Raw genomic sequence first — 18,228 nt, 5'->3', positions numbered from 1 at the left:
CGAAGCGTCAGAGCAATACCCACATCAACAACGCCACGACCACTACGGCGACTAACGCCAGACCGATAGGTTTATTGACCAGCGCCCGCCACTCCTGTGGTAACGCCATGATCAGCGGGTTGATAAACGGCTGCATCGGTGTGGTGGTGGCGTCTTGTATCTGTTGCAACCGCCGCCGGTACAGAAAGGCCACCACATCGCTAACCTGCGAGGGGGTGAGCGGCATTTGCGGCATGAGGTTCAGGGTATTACGGGTGAAATCCTGCAACAGCTGCTGCTCTTGTTGGTCGAGCGGTTGCTTTAGCGCCGCCTGTAACGTCTGCAATGTGGTCGGGGTGTGCTGCTGTAGCAGCGTGCTTTGTGTATTAATGAACTGACTTAACACGTGAAAATTCTTCGCCGGTATCGGGTCGCCGATTTTTAACCCCTGCATGTCCATCAGTGTATGCCAGACTTTAGCGGGCGATTCACCGCTCAGGGCAACCAGTTTGGCAACCAACTGGTTGAGCTGGTTGTGTTCTGCGGGTAACAAGGCGCGGTCCAGCAAGGCGGCTGTTGAGGTATTGGCACCCAACCCGCCTGGTGCCACGCCAGCTTGTAACATCGCCGCCAGTTGCTGGGATGTTTGCGGCAAGGGGGAGGGGATCGTGGTTGCGGTAGGCGTTTGTGCGAACGGGAGTGTTTGCCCGTTAGCCGTTTGACCAAGTGACACCGTGGCGTTAGCGTCCGTAGACAACAGTGTGGCGGCCTGAGGCAACTGGCCATTTTGCAGCAGCGTCACCACCAGTTTCAGTTGTGAAGGCGTCAGTGAGCTTAACACGGTGTGACCAAACTGCTGGCGGATAAAGTCGCTGGCCGCCTGTCGGTTATTCCCCTGAGATAGCAGGCTAGTCAATTGTTGCAGCAACTGGCGGGTATCCTGTGAACCTTGTACCGTGCTTAGCCGGTTTTGCAAACTCTGTTCGGCGGCCGGAAACTGGCTGGCGAGCAGTTCGGCATTATTTTTGTTACCCAATTCTGCGCGCACTGTTGCCCAGACTTCTGCTGGTTTGGCTCCGCTCAGGGTGGCAATCTGCGTTACCAGCTTTTCCAGCGTGGTACGTTGTGCCAGCGTCAGCGGTAAATCATCCGTCTGGGATGTCGCGGTTTTTGACAGCGTGGGGTCCAGCGTTTTTTCTCCCGGCAGGGAAACATTACCGGGATTACTGATCGGTTGCATGCTGCTCTCCTTACCGTAGACGCGTGACGGATTTCGCCTCAGCCCGATGACGTTATCACCATGATAGGTGTCATCTGCATGTTTATTGTCATCACAGCTATTGTGATCATAACTATTGTCATCATAACAACGGTGCGGTATTCCCGATAGTCGTGGAGTATGAACAGGTTAATATTTCGTTAAACAGGGCAAAAAGGCGAGAAAACGCAGAATGGGCGTGACATCAGCGCTCCTTGCGGGCAACGCAGCACGCGGGGTAAAGCACCCGCGTGCGCGTGATGAGACGGGCGGCGGTGTTATGTGCGCGGGACGGACTGAAGCTGAGTACGGCGATGTCGCCAGCGTTTCAATACCGGCGGTACCACCAGAATCAGCACCGCCATCCCCAGTAACGTCTGGCTGATGTGTCCTTCCCACAGGATGGATAACCCGCCGTTGCTGATGGACAACGCGCGGCGCAGGTTCTGCTCTAGCATCTCACCCAGCACAAAGCCGAGGATCAGCGGCGACATCGGGAAGTGCATTTTGCGCAGCAGATAGCCGAACACTCCCAGCCCGACCATCAGCAACAGGTCAAAGGTGGTGCTGTGTACGGCGTAGACGCCAACCGCGGAAATCGCAGCAATCGTCGGTACCAGAAACCACATCGGAATCGCCAGCATACGGGTAAACAGGCCAATCATCGGCAGGTTGAGCAATAACAGCATCAGGTTACCGATCAGCATGGCGGCGATAAGCCCCCAGACGATATCCGGCTGCTCGGTAAACATGGCAGGCCCCGGCGTTATATTGTACAGCGTCAGTGCGCCCATCATCACTGCGGTGGTACCAGAACCGGGAACACCCAGCGTCAGCATCGGGATAAATGAACCACAGGCGGAGGCGTTGTTAGCCGCTTCCGGTGCCGCCACGCCGCGAATGTCACCTTTACCAAAACTGTCACTGTTGCCGCTGATTTTCTTCTCCGTCATCCAGGCCATCGCGCTGGCGATAGTGGCACCCGCGCCCGGCAGGATGCCGACAAAGAACCCCAGCAATGAGGAGCGTAATGTCGCCCCGATGCACTGCATACCTTCCCGGGCGTTAAACAGCATGCGCCCGGTCGCTCTGGTCAGCTTTTGTCCGCTACCGGTTTGTTCCAGCATCAGCAGGATTTCGCTAACGGAAAACAGGCCAATGACCACCACCACAAACTGAATCCCGTCGGACAGATGGACACTGTCGAAGGTGAAGCGGTAGACGCCGGTATTGGCGTCCACACCGACTGTCGCCATCGACAAGCCGATCAGCGCTGCCAGAAACGATTTCAGCGGGTTGTGACTCATCATGCTGCCAAGGCAGGCGATGGCGAACACCATCAGCGCGAAGTATTCCGCCGGGCCGAATGCCAGTGACCAGTTAGCCAATAGTGGCGCAAACAAAATGATACCGAGGATCGCGATACTGGAACCGACAAACGAACTGACGGCGGAAATCGACAGCGCTACGCCTGCTTTCCCTTGTTGCGCCATCGGGTAGCCGTCAAGGGCGGTCATGATTGCCCCGGCATCGCCCGGAACGTTAAGTAGAATGGAAGATATACGCCCGCCGTATTCACAACCGAGGTAAACAGTAGCCAGCAGAATCAACGCCGATTCCGCCGGGAGTTTCAACGCGAAAGCCAGCGGCATCAGAATCGCCACACCGTTAATCGGGCCCAAACCGGGCAACAGCCCGACAACGGTACCGATAAAGCAGCCGATCAGCGCAATCATCAGGTTTTGCGGCGTCATCGCCACAGCAAAACCTTGCATCAGAAAAGACCAGATATCCATGAACCTGCCTCCCGGTTAGAGCCACGCGCCAGCTGGCAGCGTGACGTCGAGCAGTTTATCGAAGGCGTAAAACAGCGAGATGCCCATGACCGCACCGGATAACGCCGCCATCCACCACACTGCGCCAAATAACATACCGATACCGCAACCCAGCAGCGCGGTGGTCAGCGGAAAGCCCAAGGGTTCAAACAGCCAGGCGTACAGTGTCAGCATGATGACCAGCAACAACAAGCGCCGACGAACCACGGCGGAAGGCCAGGCGAGGGCATCGGGTTTACGCAGCAGCATCAGAACGGCACACATCGCCATCAACCCCAGAATCGTGACGGGAAACGGGCGTGGGCCAACCGGTTCGTAGCTGTATTCGCTCTGGATTTCCCAGCCAATCACCAGGCCAATCAGGCACAGTAACAACCAGACCCCGGCAAACAGACGATCGCTTATCATGTGTTTCTCCTCTATTTAGCGATGGATATTTAGCTATTTAGCCAGCCCAAACAGCTTCGCCTGCTCGCGGTAATCCGCGACCTGCTTTTTGATGTAGGCATCCAGCGCCTGTCCGGTCAGGTTGAACTCGAACAGGCCACGCAGGTCGCGTTGTTTTTTGAATTCGTCGGTGGTGGCGATGTGCCTGAACGCGTGTTCCCACCACTGGTAGCTGGCCTCGCTCACTTTGGGGCCGAGATAAAAGCCGCGAATGATTGGCCAGACTAAATCGACCCCTTGCTCTTTGGCGGTGGGGATGCTCGCCAGCGGTTCCGGCAGGCGTTGCTCGGAAAATACCGCCAATACCCGAATTTTGCCGCCTTGCAGGTGAGGCACCATTTCGCTGATATCGCCGGAAACCGCCTGCACATGTCCACCCAGCATGGCGGTCAGCGGTTCACCGCCGCCTTCAAACGCCACGTAGCGCATGTCACGCGGGCTGATACCGGCATGACGCGCCAGCATCGCGGTTTTCATCCAGTCCTGGCTGCCGATGGAAGCCCCGGCCCCGACCACCACCTGACTGGGGTTTTTCTGCATAGCACCGAGCAGGTCTTTCAGCGTCTGATAAGGGGAATCGGCCCGCACGGCGATCATGCCGTAATCAGTGCCGACCGCCGCCAGCCATTTCACGTCATCGACGCCGTAACGTCCGAATTTACCCTGCGCCAGATTGAGCAGCGAACCGCCGGAAAAGGCGACCACGGTGCCGGGTTCGTCTGGTCGTTGCGCCACAATCGCGTTGTACGCCACCGCGCCGACACCGCCCGGCATGTAGGTGACGCGCATCGGACTGGTGAGCGTGCCAGTTTCCTGTAGCGATATCTGTAGCAATTTACAGGTCAAATCAAATCCGCCGCCTGGCTTGGCGGGGGCGATGCACTCGGTTCGTGTCGGTGCGGTTGCCGGGTTGGTCGCAGCGGTGGCAACCGAACCGCATAGCAGCAGGGAAAGGGCGAGGTATTTTTTCATTGTCATTTCTTCCTGTTTTTATTATTCCCGGAACGGGACTGTTGGAGGATTGTTAATGATGTAATCTTTCAGTTACCTTTCGGTTAGTGAAAATGTGTTCAGGATGTGATTACCGTCGCTTAAAAAAACGGCCGGTCTTGAGGGAGAATGGTCACCAGCAGGTGATGAAAGGAGAAATCAATGTGGATAAAGGCTGACGGCGATGCGACTTTTACTGGTTGAGGATCATCCTGAGCTGGCGCACTGGCTGAAAAAAGCCCTGGGCGAGGCGGGATTCGCGGTAGATCTGGTCGGCGATGGTGTGGCGGCGGATCACCTGTTGCAGCAGGAAGCCTACACGCTGGTGGTGCTGGATGTGTCATTGCCGCGCATGGATGGCCTGGCGTTACTGGCGCGGTTGCGTAAACGCGGGCAGAACTTGCCGGTGCTGCTGCTGACGGCCCGCGCCAGTGTGGCGGACAGGGTTAAAGGGCTGAATCTGGGCGCGGATGATTATCTGACCAAGCCGTTTGAACTGGCCGAACTGGAAGCGCGGTTGCGCGCATTATTGCGGCGTAGCCAGGGGCAGGTACAGGATGTGCAGCGCTTGGGCAATCTCAGCTGGCACGATGAAGGCTACTTTCTGCTACAGGACAAACCGCTGGCGCTGACGCCGCGTGAGCAGGCGGTGCTGCATACACTGATGCAACGCCGGGGGCGACCGGTTTCACGGCAGTATCTGTATGAGCAGGTGTTTACCCTGGCCGATGAGGCCAGCACAGATAGCCTCGATCTGTACGTGCACCGTATTCGCAAAAAGCTGGCGGGCAGCGATGTCATGATTGTCACGCTGCGTGGGTTGGGATACAGCCTGGAATGCCAGCATGCTGAAAGTTAATTCGCTGCGCGGCCAGCTGATGCTCTACCTCGGTGTGCCGATGGCGCTGCTGTGGGCGTTGTCGGTGTGGAGCCACTACCACAGCGCCAAAGCGGCGGCGACGCAGGCCTATGATCGCACGCTGTTGGCGTCGGCACGCACCGTGGCTGAGCGATTGACGGTACGCAACGGACAACTGGCGGTGGATGTGCCCTGGGTGGTGCTGGATAGCTTTGAGCGCAACATGAACGATCAACTGTATTATCAGATACTGACCCCGCAGGGGAATACGCTCTCTGGCTATGACGACCTGCCACCGTTGCCGCGCACTATTCCCTTGTCCCGGCATTATCCGGCGCTGGCGCATTTCTATGATGCGCATTATCACGGCCGGGCTATCCGGGTCGTGGCGTTATGGCAACCGGTCAATGAGTCTGGTGTGGAGGGGATGGTGTTGATTCTGGTGGCGGAAACACTGCGCTCCCGCGAGGCCTTTGCGCACCAGCAATGGCTGATTGCCTTGATTAGCCAAAGCGCATTGGTGTTGCTCGCGTTGTTGCTGGTGCTGCTGCTGTTTCGTAAATTGCTGCGGCCGTTGCGCCAGTTGTCTGGTGTGATGGCGCGCCGTGAACCCGGTGATTTGACGCCGTTGCCCCCGCTATTACCTTGGTCCGAAATGCAGCCATTACTGGTGGCGTTCAACCGCTATATGGCAAGGCTTAGAGGCGTACTTCAACGGCAGGAGCGTTTTGGCGCTGATGCCGCGCATCAGCTCAGAACACCGCTGGCGGTGCTGAAAACGCAGGTGGGAGTGGCGCTCAATAGCCCCCAGCCTGCGCAGTGGCGTGACAGCCTGACCGGCATGCGCGCCACGCTGGACGATACCATCCAACTGACCGATCGTTTGTTGCAACTGTCGCGCCTGAGAGCGCAAGATAGCAAAGAACACATCTGGCAAACCGTGGATTTGGCTGAACTGGTGCGGGATGCCTGCTTTTCCCGCCTGCCACAGGCGCGCAGCCGACAGATCGATCTGGGATACGAAGGCGATGAACATTGCCTGATTCGCGGTGAACCGCTACTGCTGGCGGAATTGTGCGCCAACTTGCTGGATAATGCGCTGAAATACACACCGCAAGGCGGCGTGGTGACGGCTCGGGTACAGGCACAGCAACTGGAAATCGACGACAGCGGCCCAGGGATTCCGACGGCGGAACGCGCGCAGGCGATGAGGCCATTCCACCGGCTGGATAGCCATCACGGCTTACCGGGTGCCGGGCTGGGGTTGGCGCTGGTCAGGGATATCGCGCTCTGGCATCACGCCCGGCTTCAATTGTTGGATTGTCCGTCACTGGGCGGACTGCGGGTACGCATCGCTTTTGGGGAGGCAGCCTCCTGACGCCGATATCTTATATCCGGTCATGAACCAATCCCGCTCGTCTGTGTTACCGTCAGTCGGTTTATGGCAGAATAACGCCCTTCTTTTTGTCGCGGCGACGCGGGTGTCGTCAGCGGTCTATCAGGAAAGCCAACGTGAAAATCCTTGTTGATGAAAATATGCCTTATGCCCAGACGCTGTTCAGCCGCCTTGGCGAGGTAACGGCGGTACCGGGCCGACCGATTCCGACAGAGGCCCTGAACGGGGCGGATGCCCTGATGGTGCGTTCGGTCACGAAAGTGAATGCCGAGCTGCTGACCGGCAAAGCGGTAAAGTTTGTCGGAACGGCGACAGCGGGCACTGACCATGTTGATGAAGCGTTTCTGCGTCAACAGGGGATAGCATTTTCCGCTGCCCCCGGCTGCAATGCGATTGCGGTGGTCGAGTATGTGTTTTCCGCGCTGTTAATGTTGGCAGAACGCGATGGCTTCGCGTTGACGGACCGTACCGTTGGGATCGTCGGGGTAGGGAACGTGGGGTCTCGCCTCAATGATCGGTTGACGGCGCTGGGCGTGCGGACGCTGCTGTGTGACCCGCCGCGGGCGGATCGCGGTGATGAAGGACCGTTTTTGTCGCTGGACGAGGTGGTGGAGCAGGCTGATGTGCTGACGTTCCACACGCCGCTATTGAAAGCGGGGCCTTATGCTACCTGGCATTGTGTGGATGACGCACTGCTGGCGCGCCTGAAAGCAGGCACCATCCTGATTAATGCCTGTCGCGGACCGGTGGTGGACAACGCTGCCTTGTTGGCTGCCCTTAAACGTGGCCAACACCTTAGCGTGGTGCTGGATGTGTGGGAACCCGAGCCTGAGCTATCTCTCGAACTGCTTGAGCGGGTCGACATTGGTACTGCTCACATCGCTGGTTATACGCTGGAAGGTAAGGCGCGCGGCACCACGCAGGTGTTCGAAGCCTGGAGCCGTTTTATCGGTCAACCGCAACAGGTCGCCTTGTCATCGTTGTTGCCAACGCCGGAACTGGCTCAGGTGAGCCTGACGGTGCCGCTGGATGAGTATCAACTCAAACGACTGGTGCATCTGGTGTATGATGTGCGCCGCGATGATGCCTTATTGCGCCAGGTCGCACAGATACCTGGTGAATTCGATCGGTTGCGTAAGTGCTATCAGGAGCGGCGCGAGTGGTCATCGTTGCATGTTGTCTGCGCTGATCGCGAAAGCGCTGAGCAACTGAACCGGTTAGGTTTCACCGCGTCGGTGAACGAACGCTAATTTCCTGTATCAAAATCAGATTAATCCGGGCGGTGTCACCATCGTCCGGTGTGTTTTATTCATTATTCTTGGGGAGTACAACCACATGTCCAATGGCTGGAATATCGCGTTGCTGGGAGCGACCGGCGCTGTCGGCACCGCGTTGCTGGAGCTATTGCAGGAGCGTGAGTTTCCCGTGGGTGAGCTCTATGCGCTGGCGAGTGAAAACAGTGCCGGTGAGAGTTTGCGTTTTAACGGCCGTTCGCTGCGGGTAGAAGACGCGGCCGATTTCGACTGGTCGCAGGCGCAACTGGCCTTTTTCGTCGCCGGTGTGGAAGCCAGTGCTCGCTATGCACAAGCCGCAGGCGACGCCGGGTGTCTGGTGATTGACAGTAGCGGCCTGTTTGCGCTGGAGCCAGATGTCCCGCTGGTGGTGCCAGGGGTGAATCCGCATGTGCTGGGGGATTACCGTAATCGCAATATCGTGGCGGTGGCGGATAGCCTGACCAGCCAGTTACTGACCGCGATCAAACCGCTGACGGAACAGGCTGGGTTGTCGCGTCTGCACGTCAGCAACCTGTTATCGGTGTCGGCGTATGGTAAAGCGGCAGTCGATGATTTGGCGGGCCAAAGTGCGCGTCTGCTCAACGGTATTCCGGCTGAAACGAGCTTGTTCCCGAAACAACTGGCGTTCAATGTGTTGCCGCTGCTGGCCGATGGCGAAGGCAGTGTCCGTGAGGAGCGTCGGCTGGTCGATCAGGTGCGCAAGGTATTGCAGGATGACGGCCTGCCGATATCGGTCAGTTGCGTGCAGTCGCCGGTGTTTTACGGTCATGCGCAGGTGGTGCATTTGGAAGCGTTGCGCCCGTTGTCTGCCGACGAAGCGCGTGATGTGCTGGCGCAGGCCGGTGATATCACGTTGAGCGAGGAAGACGACTATCCGACGCAGGTGGAAGATGCCTCCGGCAATGTACAACTGAGTATTGGCTGTTTGCGTAACGATTACGGCATGCCTGAGCTGTTGCAGTTCTGGTCGGTGGCCGACAACATCCGCTTCGGCGGCGCGTTGATGGCGATAGAAACCGCGGAACGACTGATTGAGGAGTACCTGGGGTAATGACGGCGTTGCAGCACGCGGACGATGAGGCGCCGCTGAAAATCGCCTTGGGGATTGAATATGACGGTAGTCGCTATTATGGCTGGCAGCGTCAGGCAGAGGTAGGCAGCGTTCAGGGGTGCCTGGAGGCTGCATTGTCTCAGGTGGCGAACGAGCGTATCGATGTGTTTTGCGCCGGTCGTACCGATGCCGGGGTGCATGCAACCGGACAGGTGGTGCATTTCACGACCAACGCCGTGCGCAAAGACGCCGCCTGGACGATGGGGGTTAATGCCAACCTGCCGCCGGATATCGCCGTGCGTTGGGTAAAAACGGTGGATGAGGCGTTTCACGCCCGTTTTAGCGCCACGGCGCGCCGTTATCGCTACGTGATTTATAACCGGCGTTTTCGGCCGGCCATCCTGTCGCACGGGGTGACGCATTATTACCTGCCACTGGATGCCGATCGCATGCATCGAGCTGGTCAGTGCCTGTTGGGGGAGAACGACTTTACCTCGTTTCGGGCGGTGCAATGCCAGTCACGTACCCCCTGGCGCAACCTGATGCACCTGCGGGTAACGCGTCTGGGCGATTACGTGGTGGTAGACATCAAAGCCAACGCCTTTGTGCATCATATGGTGCGTAATATTGTTGGCAGCCTGATGGAGATCGGGTGCGGCAACCAGCCAGAAAACTGGATGGACGAACTGCTGGCGGCGAAAGATCGCACGTTGGCTGCCGCGACGGCAAAGGCGGATGGATTGTATCTGGTTGCTGTGGACTATCCACCGCATTTCGGGATTCCATGCGCGTCGATGGGGCCGATCTTTTTGCCTGATGAGATAAGTGACACCGGCGTGACGGCGATAAACGGCGAAGCCGACATTGATATGAATTGAGTCGGTATTGAACTGAATAAGGACGCGATTATGCTCGATATTATACGGTTTATGATTGATTTTATCTTGCACATTGATGTGCACCTGGCTGAGCTGGTGGCGCAGTATGGCATATGGGTTTACGCCATTTTGTTCCTGATTTTGTTTTGTGAAACCGGGTTGGTAGTGACGCCGTTCCTGCCGGGTGATTCGTTGCTGTTTGTCGCGGGGGCGCTGGCTTCGCTGCCGACCAACGACCTGAATGTCCACACCATGGTAGCGCTGATGTTGGTCGCAGCAGTGCTGGGCGATGCGGTGAATTACACTATCGGTCGATTGTTCGGTGAGAAATTGTTCCGCAATCCTCACTCGCGTATTTTCCGCCGCAGCTACCTGGATCGCACCCATGCGTTTTACGAACGTCACGGTGGCAAGACAATAATTCTGGCGCGATTTGTGCCGATTGTGAGAACATTTGCGCCCTTTGTCGCCGGGATGGGGCATATGCGTTATCGCGAGTTCGCGCTGTATAACGTGACCGGGGCCGTGTTGTGGGTGTTGTTATTCACCTATGCCGGTTACCTGTTTGGCGACTTGCCGGTGGTGCAGGAGAACCTGAAGTTATTGATCGTGGCGATCATCTTCATCTCCATTTTGCCGGGGTTGATCGAGTTCTGGCGGCATAAGCGCGCCATGACGCGGCAAAATATGAAATAAGTGGAAAATTATTTTAACATCCGGTTTGACCAGTTTTTTATCCACACGCCCGGATCGTTATGGTTTAATGAGCAGCATTTACGGCTGTGTTTGTATTAACAAGCCTTAATACCTATGTCTTGCCCCGGCTTGCCGGGATGGGACATCGCTTTATCGGCGGCGTTGCCAGGGATTGGGCAACGTGTAGCAGCGTACTGGCTGGTGCCAGGTTCAAGCAGAAAGGTTATCAATGAGCTGGATTGAACGAATTCTCAATAAAAGTAATGTCACACCTACCCGTAAGGCGAATATTCCTGAGGGGGTTTGGACGAAATGTGACAGTTGCGGTCAGGTGCTTTATCGCGCTGAGCTGGAACGTAATCTGGAAGTGTGCCCGAAATGTGATCACCACATGCGGTTATCTGCCCGGGCTCGTCTCCATGCGTTTCTGGACAAGGAAGGTATGGTCGAACTGGGCAGCGAACTGGAGCCCAAGGACATCCTGAAGTTCAGAGACTCGAAGAAGTACAAAGACCGTATTGCTTCAGCGCAGAAACAGTCTGATGAAAAAGACGCGCTGGTGGTGATGAAAGGGACCTTGTACGACATGCCGGTGGTTGCCGCATCGTTCGAGTTTTCTTTCATGGGCGGTTCCATGGCGTCGGTCGTGGGTGCACGCTTCGTTCGTGCCGTGGAACAAGCGCTGGAAGATAACTGCCCGCTGGTTTGCTTCTCTGCCAGTGGTGGTGCCCGTATGCAGGAAGCGCTGATGTCGCTGATGCAGATGGCGAAAACCAGTGCGGCGCTGGCGAAAATGCGCGAGCGCGGTTTGCCGTATATTTCGGTACTGACCGACCCGACCATGGGCGGCGTATCCGCCAGTCTGGCGATGCTGGGCGACCTGAATATCGCCGAGCCGAAAGCGTTGATCGGTTTTGCCGGTCCGCGCGTTATTGAGCAGACCGTTCGTGAAAAACTGCCGCCGGGCTTCCAGCGTAGTGAATTCCTGCTGGAAAAAGGCGCTATCGACATGATCGTTCGTCGTGCGGATATGCGCCACAAACTGGCCAGTATCCTGTCCCGGTTGACTAACCGTCCGGAACCGCAGGAACCCGCTGTGGTGCGGTTGTCCGCCTCGCACGAATCACAGAGTGATGCCTAATCAATGATGAACCGGGAGCTGGGCGGCGTTGTTGCCGTGTTCCCGGCAGTAATCAACCGTAAGTCAGTGAACGGGACTCATGGACAATCTTCAGACACCTCAAGCCACGTCGCCTTTGGCCACGTGGCTTCACTATCTTGAACATCTGCACAGTCAGGCCATTGATCTGGGTCTGGATCGCATCCGGCATGTCGCGGAATGCTTGCAGCTACAACAACCCGCACCCCGCGTATTTACCGTAGCGGGAACCAACGGCAAAGGCACAACCTGCTGCACGCTGGAGTCCATTCTGAGCGCTGCCGGGTTACGTGTTGGTGTTTACAGTTCGCCACATTTGCTGCGTTACACCGAGCGCGTGCGCATTCAGGGCCAGGAATTAGCAGAATCACTGCATGCTGAAGCCTTTGCGGCTGTCGAAGCGGGTCGCGGCGGTACGTCGCTGACCTATTTTGAATTCGGTACGCTGGCGGCATTGTGGTTGTTTAAACAGGCACAACTGGATGTGGTGATACTGGAGGTGGGTCTGGGTGGTCGCCTGGATGCCACTAACATTGTGGATGCCGATGTGGCGGTGGTAACCAGCATCGCGCTCGATCATACCGACTGGCTGGGCAACGACCGTGACAGCATCGGTCGGGAAAAAGCAGGGATCTTCCGTGGCAACCGACCGGCAGTGGTGGGCGAGCCGGACATGCCAGTATCCATCGCCGCCGTTGCGCAGGAAAAAGGCGCCCTGCTGTTTCGCCGGGGTGCAGATTGGCAGTTTTCATTGCAGGATGGCGGCTGGCGTTGGCAGAGCGGCGACGTGTGCTATGAGGCGCTGCCCATCCCCTCCGTGCCGTTGGCCAATGCAGCCACCGCGCTGGCAGCGCTGCAGGTTTCTGACATTGCACTGAGTGTCAATGTGATTCGCCAGGGATTGCGTCAGGCGCAGCTGCCGGGCCGTTTCCAGATTGTGAGCGAAAAACCGTTGTTGATTCTGGATGTCGCGCATAATCCTCATGCAGCCGCTTATCTGGCTGCCCGGCTGGCTGATTTGCCGCGTACCGGTCAGGTACGGGCGGTGGTCGGTATGCTGGCCGATAAAGATATTCCTGGTACGTTGGCGCATCTTAAGCCGCAGGTCGATGTCTGGTACTGCGCGCCGCTGGAAGGCCCGCGCGGTGCCAGTGCCGATCAATTGGCTGAGCATCTGGCGCTCTGTACCCGGTATTCGGATGTGGCGACAGCCTGGCGTCAGGCGATGCAGGACGCTGGAGAAAATGATGTGGTGATTGTTTGTGGTTCTTTCCATACTGTCGCGCATGTGATGGAAGCGTTGGACGGGAGCGGAATGCATGGCGAGTAAGTTTCAGAATCGCCTGGTGGGAACCGTTGTGCTGGTGGCGCTGGGTGTCATCGTGCTGCCTGGGCTGTTGGATGGCAAAAAAAAGCATTACGAAGACGAGTTTGCCGCCATCCCGCTGGTTCCCAAGCCGGGCGATACGCTGGAGGCGGAGTCGATGCCGCCTGTCAATCAGTCGTTGCCTGCCCAGCCGCCTGAAGGCGCTGAAGCTGCAATGCAAAACAAAAATAACGCTGATGCCGAAACGGTACCTGAACCGACTCCGGCACCCGCTGTACCGGAACGTCGTGGGGCATCGCCGTCGTCTGCCCATCCGGCGACGCCTGTCGCCCCGCTGGTGACAGAACCGCGTCAGCCAGTGCTGCAACTGGCTCCACCCGCGATGAAAGCGCAGCCAGCGAAACCGGAACCGAAAAAGCCGGAAACGAAAGCGGATACCCGGCCTAAGCCCGACGTGAAAACAGCAGAAAGCAAAACGGCAGAAAGCAAAACGGCTGATAACAAGTCATCTGACAGCAAGCCGAGCGAAAAACCGGTAGCGGAAGCAAGAACCGACACCCGAGCAACAGAAAACCGATCCACAGAAAACAAGCCGACGGACGCTAAAGCGGCATCGCAGGAGCAGGCTCCGGCAGGTCAGGCTTTTGTGGTGCAGTTAGGTGCATTGAAGAACGCTGACAAGGTCAATGAGATTGTCGCGAAGTTGCGCTTGTCGGGATATCGCGCCTATACCGTGCCATCGGCACCGGTAGCCGGGCAGATTACCCGTATCTATGTCGGGCCGGATGCATCGAAGCAGAAACTGCAGTCAGCATTGGGAGACTTGCAGCAACTGAGCGGGTTGAGCGGACAGGTTCGGTCGTACAGCGCGCGCTGAGTCGGCCGACCGTCAGTCAGTACATTGAGGGGTGGGGGAGCGTAGCGACCTTGCCCCTTGTGTTTTGTGGGACGAAGCAAGACGGCGGGTAGCGAACAACAGGCGCTATTTGTCTGGCGGCAGACGGTTTTTTTAATTTCTTCGCCTATCGAAAAAATCGGCAGGAAATACGCTACGCAAACGTTTTCTTTTTCTGTTAGAATGCGCCGCGAACAGGATGAGCGGCGCTATGATTGTCATCGTTCATTATTAGGATAGTTCATGGTTTGGGTTGATTACGTCATTATCGGTATTGTCGGATTCTCGGCTCTGGTCAGTCTCATCCGGGGGTTTGTACGTGAAGCGCTGTCGCTGGTGACCTGGGGGGCGGCGTTCTTTATCGCCAGCCACTACTATGCCTATCTCGCGGTCTATTTCACGCGGTTTACTGATGAGCTGGTGCGCAACGGTATCGCTATTGCCATTCTGTTTATTGCGACGTTGATTGTGGGTGCTATCGTCAATTATGTGATCGGTTCGTTGGTTGAACGCACCGGATTATCGGGCACTGATCGGGTACTGGGCATTTGTTTTGGTGCCTTGCGTGGTGTGTTGATAGTCTCTGCGTTACTGTTTTTTCTCGATACCTTCACCGGTTTTTCACAGAGTGCTGACTGGAAGCAGTCCCATCTGATCCCGCAATTCAGTTATATCATCAGGTGGTTTTTTGACTACCTGCAAAGCACGTCGAGTTTCTTGCCGCGGCACATCTAGCCGCGGTAGCGCTGATGAGGAAAAGACCACATGTGCGGTATTGTCGGTATCGCCGGTTTTACACCGGTCAACCAGTCGATTTATGACGCGTTAACGGTGTTACAGCACCGTGGGCAGGATGCCGCAGGCATCGTCACCATTAATGAAACCAATTGCTTTCGCCTGCGAAAAGCAAACGGTTTGGTGAAGGATGTGTTTGAAGCCCGGCACATGCAACGGTTGCAGGGCAACATGGGGATCGGCCACGTGCGCTATCCCACCGCGGGCAGCTCCAGCGCCTCAGAGGCCCAGCCTTTCTATGTCAACTCCCCGTTCGGCATTACGCTGGCTCACAACGGCAACCTGACCAACGCCCATGAACTGCGTCAAAAGCTGTTTGAAGAAGGCCGTCGTCATGTCAATACCACGTCGGACTCCGAAATTCTGCTGAACGTCTTTGCCAAAGAGCTGGACCGTTTTCAGCACTATCCGCTGGAAGCGGATAACATTTTTGCGGCGGTGGCAGCCGTGCATCAGCAGATTCGTGGTGCTTACGCCTGCATTGGCATGATTATCGGCCACGGCATGGTGGCTTTCCGCGATCCAAACGGTATTCGTCCGCTGGTGATCGGCAAGCGTGAACTGGAAGATGGGCGTAACGAGTATATCGTGGCGTCGGAGAGTGTCGCGCTGGATACGCTGGGCTTTGAATTTCTGCGTGATGTGGCACCGGGCGAGGCGGTATACATTACCGAAAACGGTCAGCTGTTTACCCGCCAGTGTGCGGAAAATCCGAAAAGCCACCCGTGCCTGTTCGAGTATGTCTATTTCGCACGTCCTGACTCCTTCATCGACAAAATTTCAGTCTACAGCGCGCGTGTGCGGATGGGGCAGAAGCTGGGTGAGAAAATTGCCCGCCAGTGGGAAGAACTGGATATCGATGTTGTGATTCCGATTCCAGAGACCTCCTGCGATATCGCGCTGGAAATCGCTCGTATCATCAATAAACCATACCGTCAGGGGTTTGTGAAAAACCGCTATGTCGGCCGTACTTTTATCATGCCGGGTCAGCAAACCCGCATTAAATCCGTGCGCCGTAAGCTGAACGCTAACCGGGCAGAATTCCGCGGTAAAAACGTCCTGCTGGTGGATGACTCTATCGTGCGCGGCACCACGTCTCAGCAGATTGTGGAGATGGCGCGTGAAGCGGGCGCCCGCCGGGTTTATCTGGCTTCTGCGGCACCGGAAATCCGCTTCCCGAATGTGTATGGCATTGATATGCCAAGCGTTAACGAGCTGATTGCCCACGGCCGTGAAGTGGAAGAAATTCGTAAGATTATTGGTGCCGATGCCCTGATTTTCCAGGACCTGACCGATTTGATCGAGGCGGTGCGGGAAGATAATCCGGAAATCGTCCAGTTCGAATGTTCAGTGTTCAACGGTGTGTATGTCACCAAAGATGTGAATCAGGATTATCTCGACTATCTGGAAGCGTTGCGCAATGACGATGCCAAAGCGATGCGTAGCCAGAATGAAGTCGAAGACCTGGAACTGCACAACGAAGGTTAAGTATCGTCAGCTATCGACCGATAACGATACAGGGAGCGCAAGCTCCCTTTTTTGTCGCTGTTATTCTTGCCAATCTGTAGGTGATGCGGCAAAGTCAGCGCACAAGTTGTGAGTACCGCTGCGGCGGTGGCCCGTGAGGTGAAAATGAAACGACTGATTGTCGGTATTTCTGGCGCCAGCGGCGTGATATATGGGGTGCGGTTGTTGCAGGTGCTGCAACCGGTAAGCGGGGTTGAAACCCATTTGGTGATGAGCCCGGCAGCCCGGCAAACGCTGGCGCTGGAAACCGATCTGACCGTGCGCGATGTGCAGTCGCTGGCTGACGTCGTGCATGATTCCCGTGATATTGCCGCCAGCATTTCATCCGGTTCGTTTAAAACCGCAGGGATGGTGATTCTGCCGTGTTCTATCAAAACTTTGTCGGGTATTACGCACAGCTATACCGATAGTTTGCTGACTCGTGCGGCAGACGTGGTGCTGAAAGAGCGCCGCCCGCTGGTGTTGTGTGTGCGGGAAACGCCGCTTCACATCGGCCATTTGCGGTTGATGAATGCCGCCGCAGAAATGGGGGCGGTCATCATGCCGCCGGTGCCTGCGTTTTACCATCGCCCACAAACTGTGCAAGATATCGTCGATCAGACCGTTAATCGGGTACTTGATCAATTTGATATCGAATTGCCGCAAGAGCTCTTTACACGCTGGCAGGGCGCGTAAGCCTCCCATGTGATATCCCTTCACGGCGCTATTACCGCGTCAGGCTGCCTGATGATAGTGTCATGAACTGCACTATTTTGATGCATATTATTTTTATGGTGCACATCGATGCACCATGGTTGTGCGCATCATGCGGGGCCGTGTTGCGCCATCCCCTCCCTCTGTCGCTGATACCGGGATAATTTATTGATTATATTGATGTGATTGTCATGGTCACGGGATCTGACTTTATGCAGAGTGGCATGTTTTTTATGGCATAAAATTTGCTATATTTTGCCAAACAGCACATAAATTAATGCACACAGCAAACGTATTCATCACAACGGTTTTGCGTTCGCAGTCAACATCACTTAGGCATAGACAATCATAAAATAAGGGTAATGCAATGAAAAAAATGTTGAAACTTTTGCCCCTTGCACTGGTATTCGCGGCAGGCAGTGCGTTCGCCGAGGTTCCGAAAAATATCAAGATTGGTACCGACCCGACGTATGCGCCGTTCGAATCCAAAGATGCCAGTGGCCAACTGGTTGGGTTTGATATCGACCTGGCAAAAGATTTGTGCCAACGCATTAAGGCCAATTGCACCTTCGTTGAGAGTGATTTCGACGCGTTGATCCCATCACTGAAAGCGAAAAAGATCGATGCCATCATCTCCTCCCTCTCTATCACTGAAAAACGTCAGCAGGAAATTGCGTTTACCGACAAACTGTACGCCGCGAATGCTCGCCTGATCGCGAAAAAAGGCTCGCCGATTGTGCCGGCATTGGACGCACTGAAGGGCAAACGTGTCGGCGTATTGCAGGCATCCACGCAGGAGGCTTACGCCAACCAGTACTGGCAGCCGAAAGGGGTGGATGTGGTGGCCTACCAGAACCAGGATCTGATCTATGCCGACCTGACCTCCGGGCGCATCGACGCGGCCTTCCAGGATGAAGTGGCAGGCAGCGAAGGTTTCCTCAAGCAGGCTGCAGGTAAAGATTATGCGTTTGCCGGCCCGGCGGTGAAAGACGACAAGCTGTTCGGCGTTGGTACCGGTATGGGGCTGCGTAAAGATGAAACCGATCTGAAAGTGGCGCTGGACAAAGCATTTGCTGATATGCGTAAAGACGGTACCTACGACAAACTGGCGAAGAAGTACTTTGACTTCAACGTGTACGGTGATTAAG

At 56.2% G+C, this 18,228-nt stretch carries 17 protein-coding genes; 13 read left to right on the top strand and 4 right to left on the bottom strand.

Translation table 11 applies throughout. The features are described 5' to 3' along the window. Positions 1-7 precede the first annotated feature (7 nt). The 4 genes from flk to DD586_RS13710 form a co-directional block, all read right to left on the bottom strand. Positions 8-1,219: a flagella biosynthesis regulator Flk gene (flk, locus tag DD586_RS13725; RefSeq protein ID WP_012885432.1), complete on the bottom strand. Its 1,212-nt coding sequence runs from the start codon at positions 1,217-1,219 to the stop codon at positions 8-10. Between the two features lie 296 nt (positions 1,220-1,515). Continuing rightward, positions 1,516-3,033, bottom strand: coding sequence for a tripartite tricarboxylate transporter permease (locus DD586_RS13720; protein ID WP_012885431.1), 1,518 nt, complete (start codon positions 3,031-3,033; stop codon positions 1,516-1,518). Between the two features lie 15 nt (positions 3,034-3,048). Beyond that, on the bottom strand, positions 3,049-3,480 hold the full coding sequence (locus DD586_RS13715) for a tripartite tricarboxylate transporter TctB family protein (protein WP_012885430.1): 432 nt from the start codon (positions 3,478-3,480) through the stop codon (positions 3,049-3,051). 33 nt (positions 3,481-3,513) lie between these two features. Continuing rightward, on the bottom strand, positions 3,514-4,497 hold the full coding sequence (locus DD586_RS13710) for a tripartite tricarboxylate transporter substrate binding protein (RefSeq protein WP_041164497.1): 984 nt from the start codon (positions 4,495-4,497) through the stop codon (positions 3,514-3,516). A 196-nt stretch (positions 4,498-4,693) separates the two neighbouring features. Between DD586_RS13710 and tctD the strand changes: the two genes are divergently transcribed. The 13 genes from tctD (at position 4,694) to DD586_RS13645 (ending at position 18,227) form a co-directional block, all read left to right on the top strand. Beyond that, positions 4,694-5,368, top strand: a complete 675-nt coding sequence (gene tctD, locus DD586_RS13705; protein ID WP_012885428.1) for a transcriptional regulator TctD — start codon at positions 4,694-4,696, stop codon at positions 5,366-5,368. Further along, the gene (locus DD586_RS13700; protein ID WP_012885427.1) at positions 5,355-6,746 is read left to right on the top strand and encodes a sensor histidine kinase; all 1,392 of its coding nucleotides are present in this window, start codon (positions 5,355-5,357) and stop codon (positions 6,744-6,746) included. Before tctD ends, DD586_RS13700 begins: the two co-directional genes overlap by 14 nt. 134 nt (positions 6,747-6,880) lie before the next feature. Next, on the top strand, positions 6,881-8,014 hold the full coding sequence (pdxB, locus tag DD586_RS13695) for a 4-phosphoerythronate dehydrogenase PdxB (protein ID WP_012885426.1): 1,134 nt from the start codon (positions 6,881-6,883) through the stop codon (positions 8,012-8,014). Between the two features lie 85 nt (positions 8,015-8,099). Further along, a complete protein-coding gene (locus DD586_RS13690) occupies positions 8,100-9,110 on the top strand; it encodes an aspartate-semialdehyde dehydrogenase (protein ID WP_012885425.1) in 1,011 nt (336 codons plus the stop codon). Next, positions 9,110-9,988, top strand: coding sequence for a tRNA pseudouridine(38-40) synthase TruA (gene truA / locus DD586_RS13685; RefSeq protein ID WP_012885424.1), 879 nt, complete (start codon positions 9,110-9,112; stop codon positions 9,986-9,988). Before DD586_RS13690 ends, truA begins: the two co-directional genes overlap by 1 nt. A 30-nt stretch (positions 9,989-10,018) precedes the next feature. Further along, positions 10,019-10,684, top strand: a complete 666-nt coding sequence (locus DD586_RS13680; protein ID WP_012885423.1) for a DedA family protein — start codon at positions 10,019-10,021, stop codon at positions 10,682-10,684. Positions 10,685-10,913: 229 nt separating this feature from the next. Then, complete coding sequence (gene accD, locus DD586_RS13675; protein ID WP_012885422.1) at positions 10,914-11,825, top strand: acetyl-CoA carboxylase, carboxyltransferase subunit beta; 912 nt, start codon at positions 10,914-10,916, stop codon at positions 11,823-11,825. Positions 11,826-11,904: 79 nt separating this feature from the next. Further along, positions 11,905-13,173, top strand: coding sequence for a bifunctional tetrahydrofolate synthase/dihydrofolate synthase (folC, locus tag DD586_RS13670; protein ID WP_012885421.1), 1,269 nt, complete (start codon positions 11,905-11,907; stop codon positions 13,171-13,173). Further along, positions 13,163-14,047 carry a cell division protein DedD gene (dedD, locus tag DD586_RS13665; protein WP_012885420.1) on the top strand — a complete coding sequence of 295 codons (885 nt, stop codon included), beginning with the start codon at positions 13,163-13,165 and terminating at the stop codon, positions 14,045-14,047. Before folC ends, dedD begins: the two co-directional genes overlap by 11 nt. A 261-nt stretch (positions 14,048-14,308) precedes the next feature. Further along, a complete protein-coding gene (gene cvpA / locus DD586_RS13660; RefSeq protein WP_012885419.1) occupies positions 14,309-14,800 on the top strand; it encodes a colicin V production protein in 492 nt (163 codons plus the stop codon). Positions 14,801-14,830: 30 nt separating this feature from the next. Beyond that, a complete protein-coding gene (gene purF, locus DD586_RS13655) occupies positions 14,831-16,348 on the top strand; it encodes an amidophosphoribosyltransferase (RefSeq protein WP_012885418.1) in 1,518 nt (505 codons plus the stop codon). A 144-nt stretch (positions 16,349-16,492) separates the two neighbouring features. Then, positions 16,493-17,062, top strand: coding sequence for a UbiX family flavin prenyltransferase (locus tag DD586_RS13650; protein ID WP_012885417.1), 570 nt, complete (start codon positions 16,493-16,495; stop codon positions 17,060-17,062). A gap of 385 nt (positions 17,063-17,447) precedes the next feature. Further along, the gene (locus DD586_RS13645; RefSeq protein ID WP_012885416.1) at positions 17,448-18,227 is read left to right on the top strand and encodes a lysine/arginine/ornithine ABC transporter substrate-binding protein; all 780 of its coding nucleotides are present in this window, start codon (positions 17,448-17,450) and stop codon (positions 18,225-18,227) included. The last annotated feature ends 1 nt before the right edge of the window (position 18,228 follow it).

The sequence above is a fragment of the Dickeya parazeae Ech586 genome, from assembly GCF_000025065.1.
Lineage (GTDB): Bacteria > Pseudomonadota > Gammaproteobacteria > Enterobacterales > Enterobacteriaceae > Dickeya > Dickeya zeae.
This window is presented reverse-complemented; position numbering and strand designations above follow the sequence as displayed.

Coding starts and splice junctions, on each gene's coding strand:
- flk (WP_012885432.1), bottom strand. CDS start 1,219: ATGCAACCGATCAGTAATCCCGGTAATGTTTCCCTGCCGGGAGAAAAA.
- DD586_RS13720 (WP_012885431.1), bottom strand. CDS start 3,033: ATGGATATCTGGTCTTTTCTGATGCAAGGTTTTGCTGTGGCGATGACG.
- DD586_RS13715 (WP_012885430.1), bottom strand. CDS start 3,480: ATGATAAGCGATCGTCTGTTTGCCGGGGTCTGGTTGTTACTGTGCCTG.
- DD586_RS13710 (WP_041164497.1), bottom strand. CDS start 4,497: ATGACAATGAAAAAATACCTCGCCCTTTCCCTGCTGCTATGCGGTTCG.
- tctD (WP_012885428.1), top strand. CDS start 4,694: ATGCGACTTTTACTGGTTGAGGATCATCCTGAGCTGGCGCACTGGCTG.
- DD586_RS13700 (WP_012885427.1), top strand. CDS start 5,355: ATGCTGAAAGTTAATTCGCTGCGCGGCCAGCTGATGCTCTACCTCGGT.
- DD586_RS13690 (WP_012885425.1), top strand. CDS start 8,100: ATGTCCAATGGCTGGAATATCGCGTTGCTGGGAGCGACCGGCGCTGTC.
- truA (WP_012885424.1), top strand. CDS start 9,110: ATGACGGCGTTGCAGCACGCGGACGATGAGGCGCCGCTGAAAATCGCC.
- DD586_RS13680 (WP_012885423.1), top strand. CDS start 10,019: ATGCTCGATATTATACGGTTTATGATTGATTTTATCTTGCACATTGAT.
- accD (WP_012885422.1), top strand. CDS start 10,914: ATGAGCTGGATTGAACGAATTCTCAATAAAAGTAATGTCACACCTACC.
- folC (WP_012885421.1), top strand. CDS start 11,905: ATGGACAATCTTCAGACACCTCAAGCCACGTCGCCTTTGGCCACGTGG.
- dedD (WP_012885420.1), top strand. CDS start 13,163: ATGGCGAGTAAGTTTCAGAATCGCCTGGTGGGAACCGTTGTGCTGGTG.
- cvpA (WP_012885419.1), top strand. CDS start 14,309: ATGGTTTGGGTTGATTACGTCATTATCGGTATTGTCGGATTCTCGGCT.
- purF (WP_012885418.1), top strand. CDS start 14,831: ATGTGCGGTATTGTCGGTATCGCCGGTTTTACACCGGTCAACCAGTCG.
- DD586_RS13650 (WP_012885417.1), top strand. CDS start 16,493: ATGAAACGACTGATTGTCGGTATTTCTGGCGCCAGCGGCGTGATATAT.
- DD586_RS13645 (WP_012885416.1), top strand. CDS start 17,448: ATGAAAAAAATGTTGAAACTTTTGCCCCTTGCACTGGTATTCGCGGCA.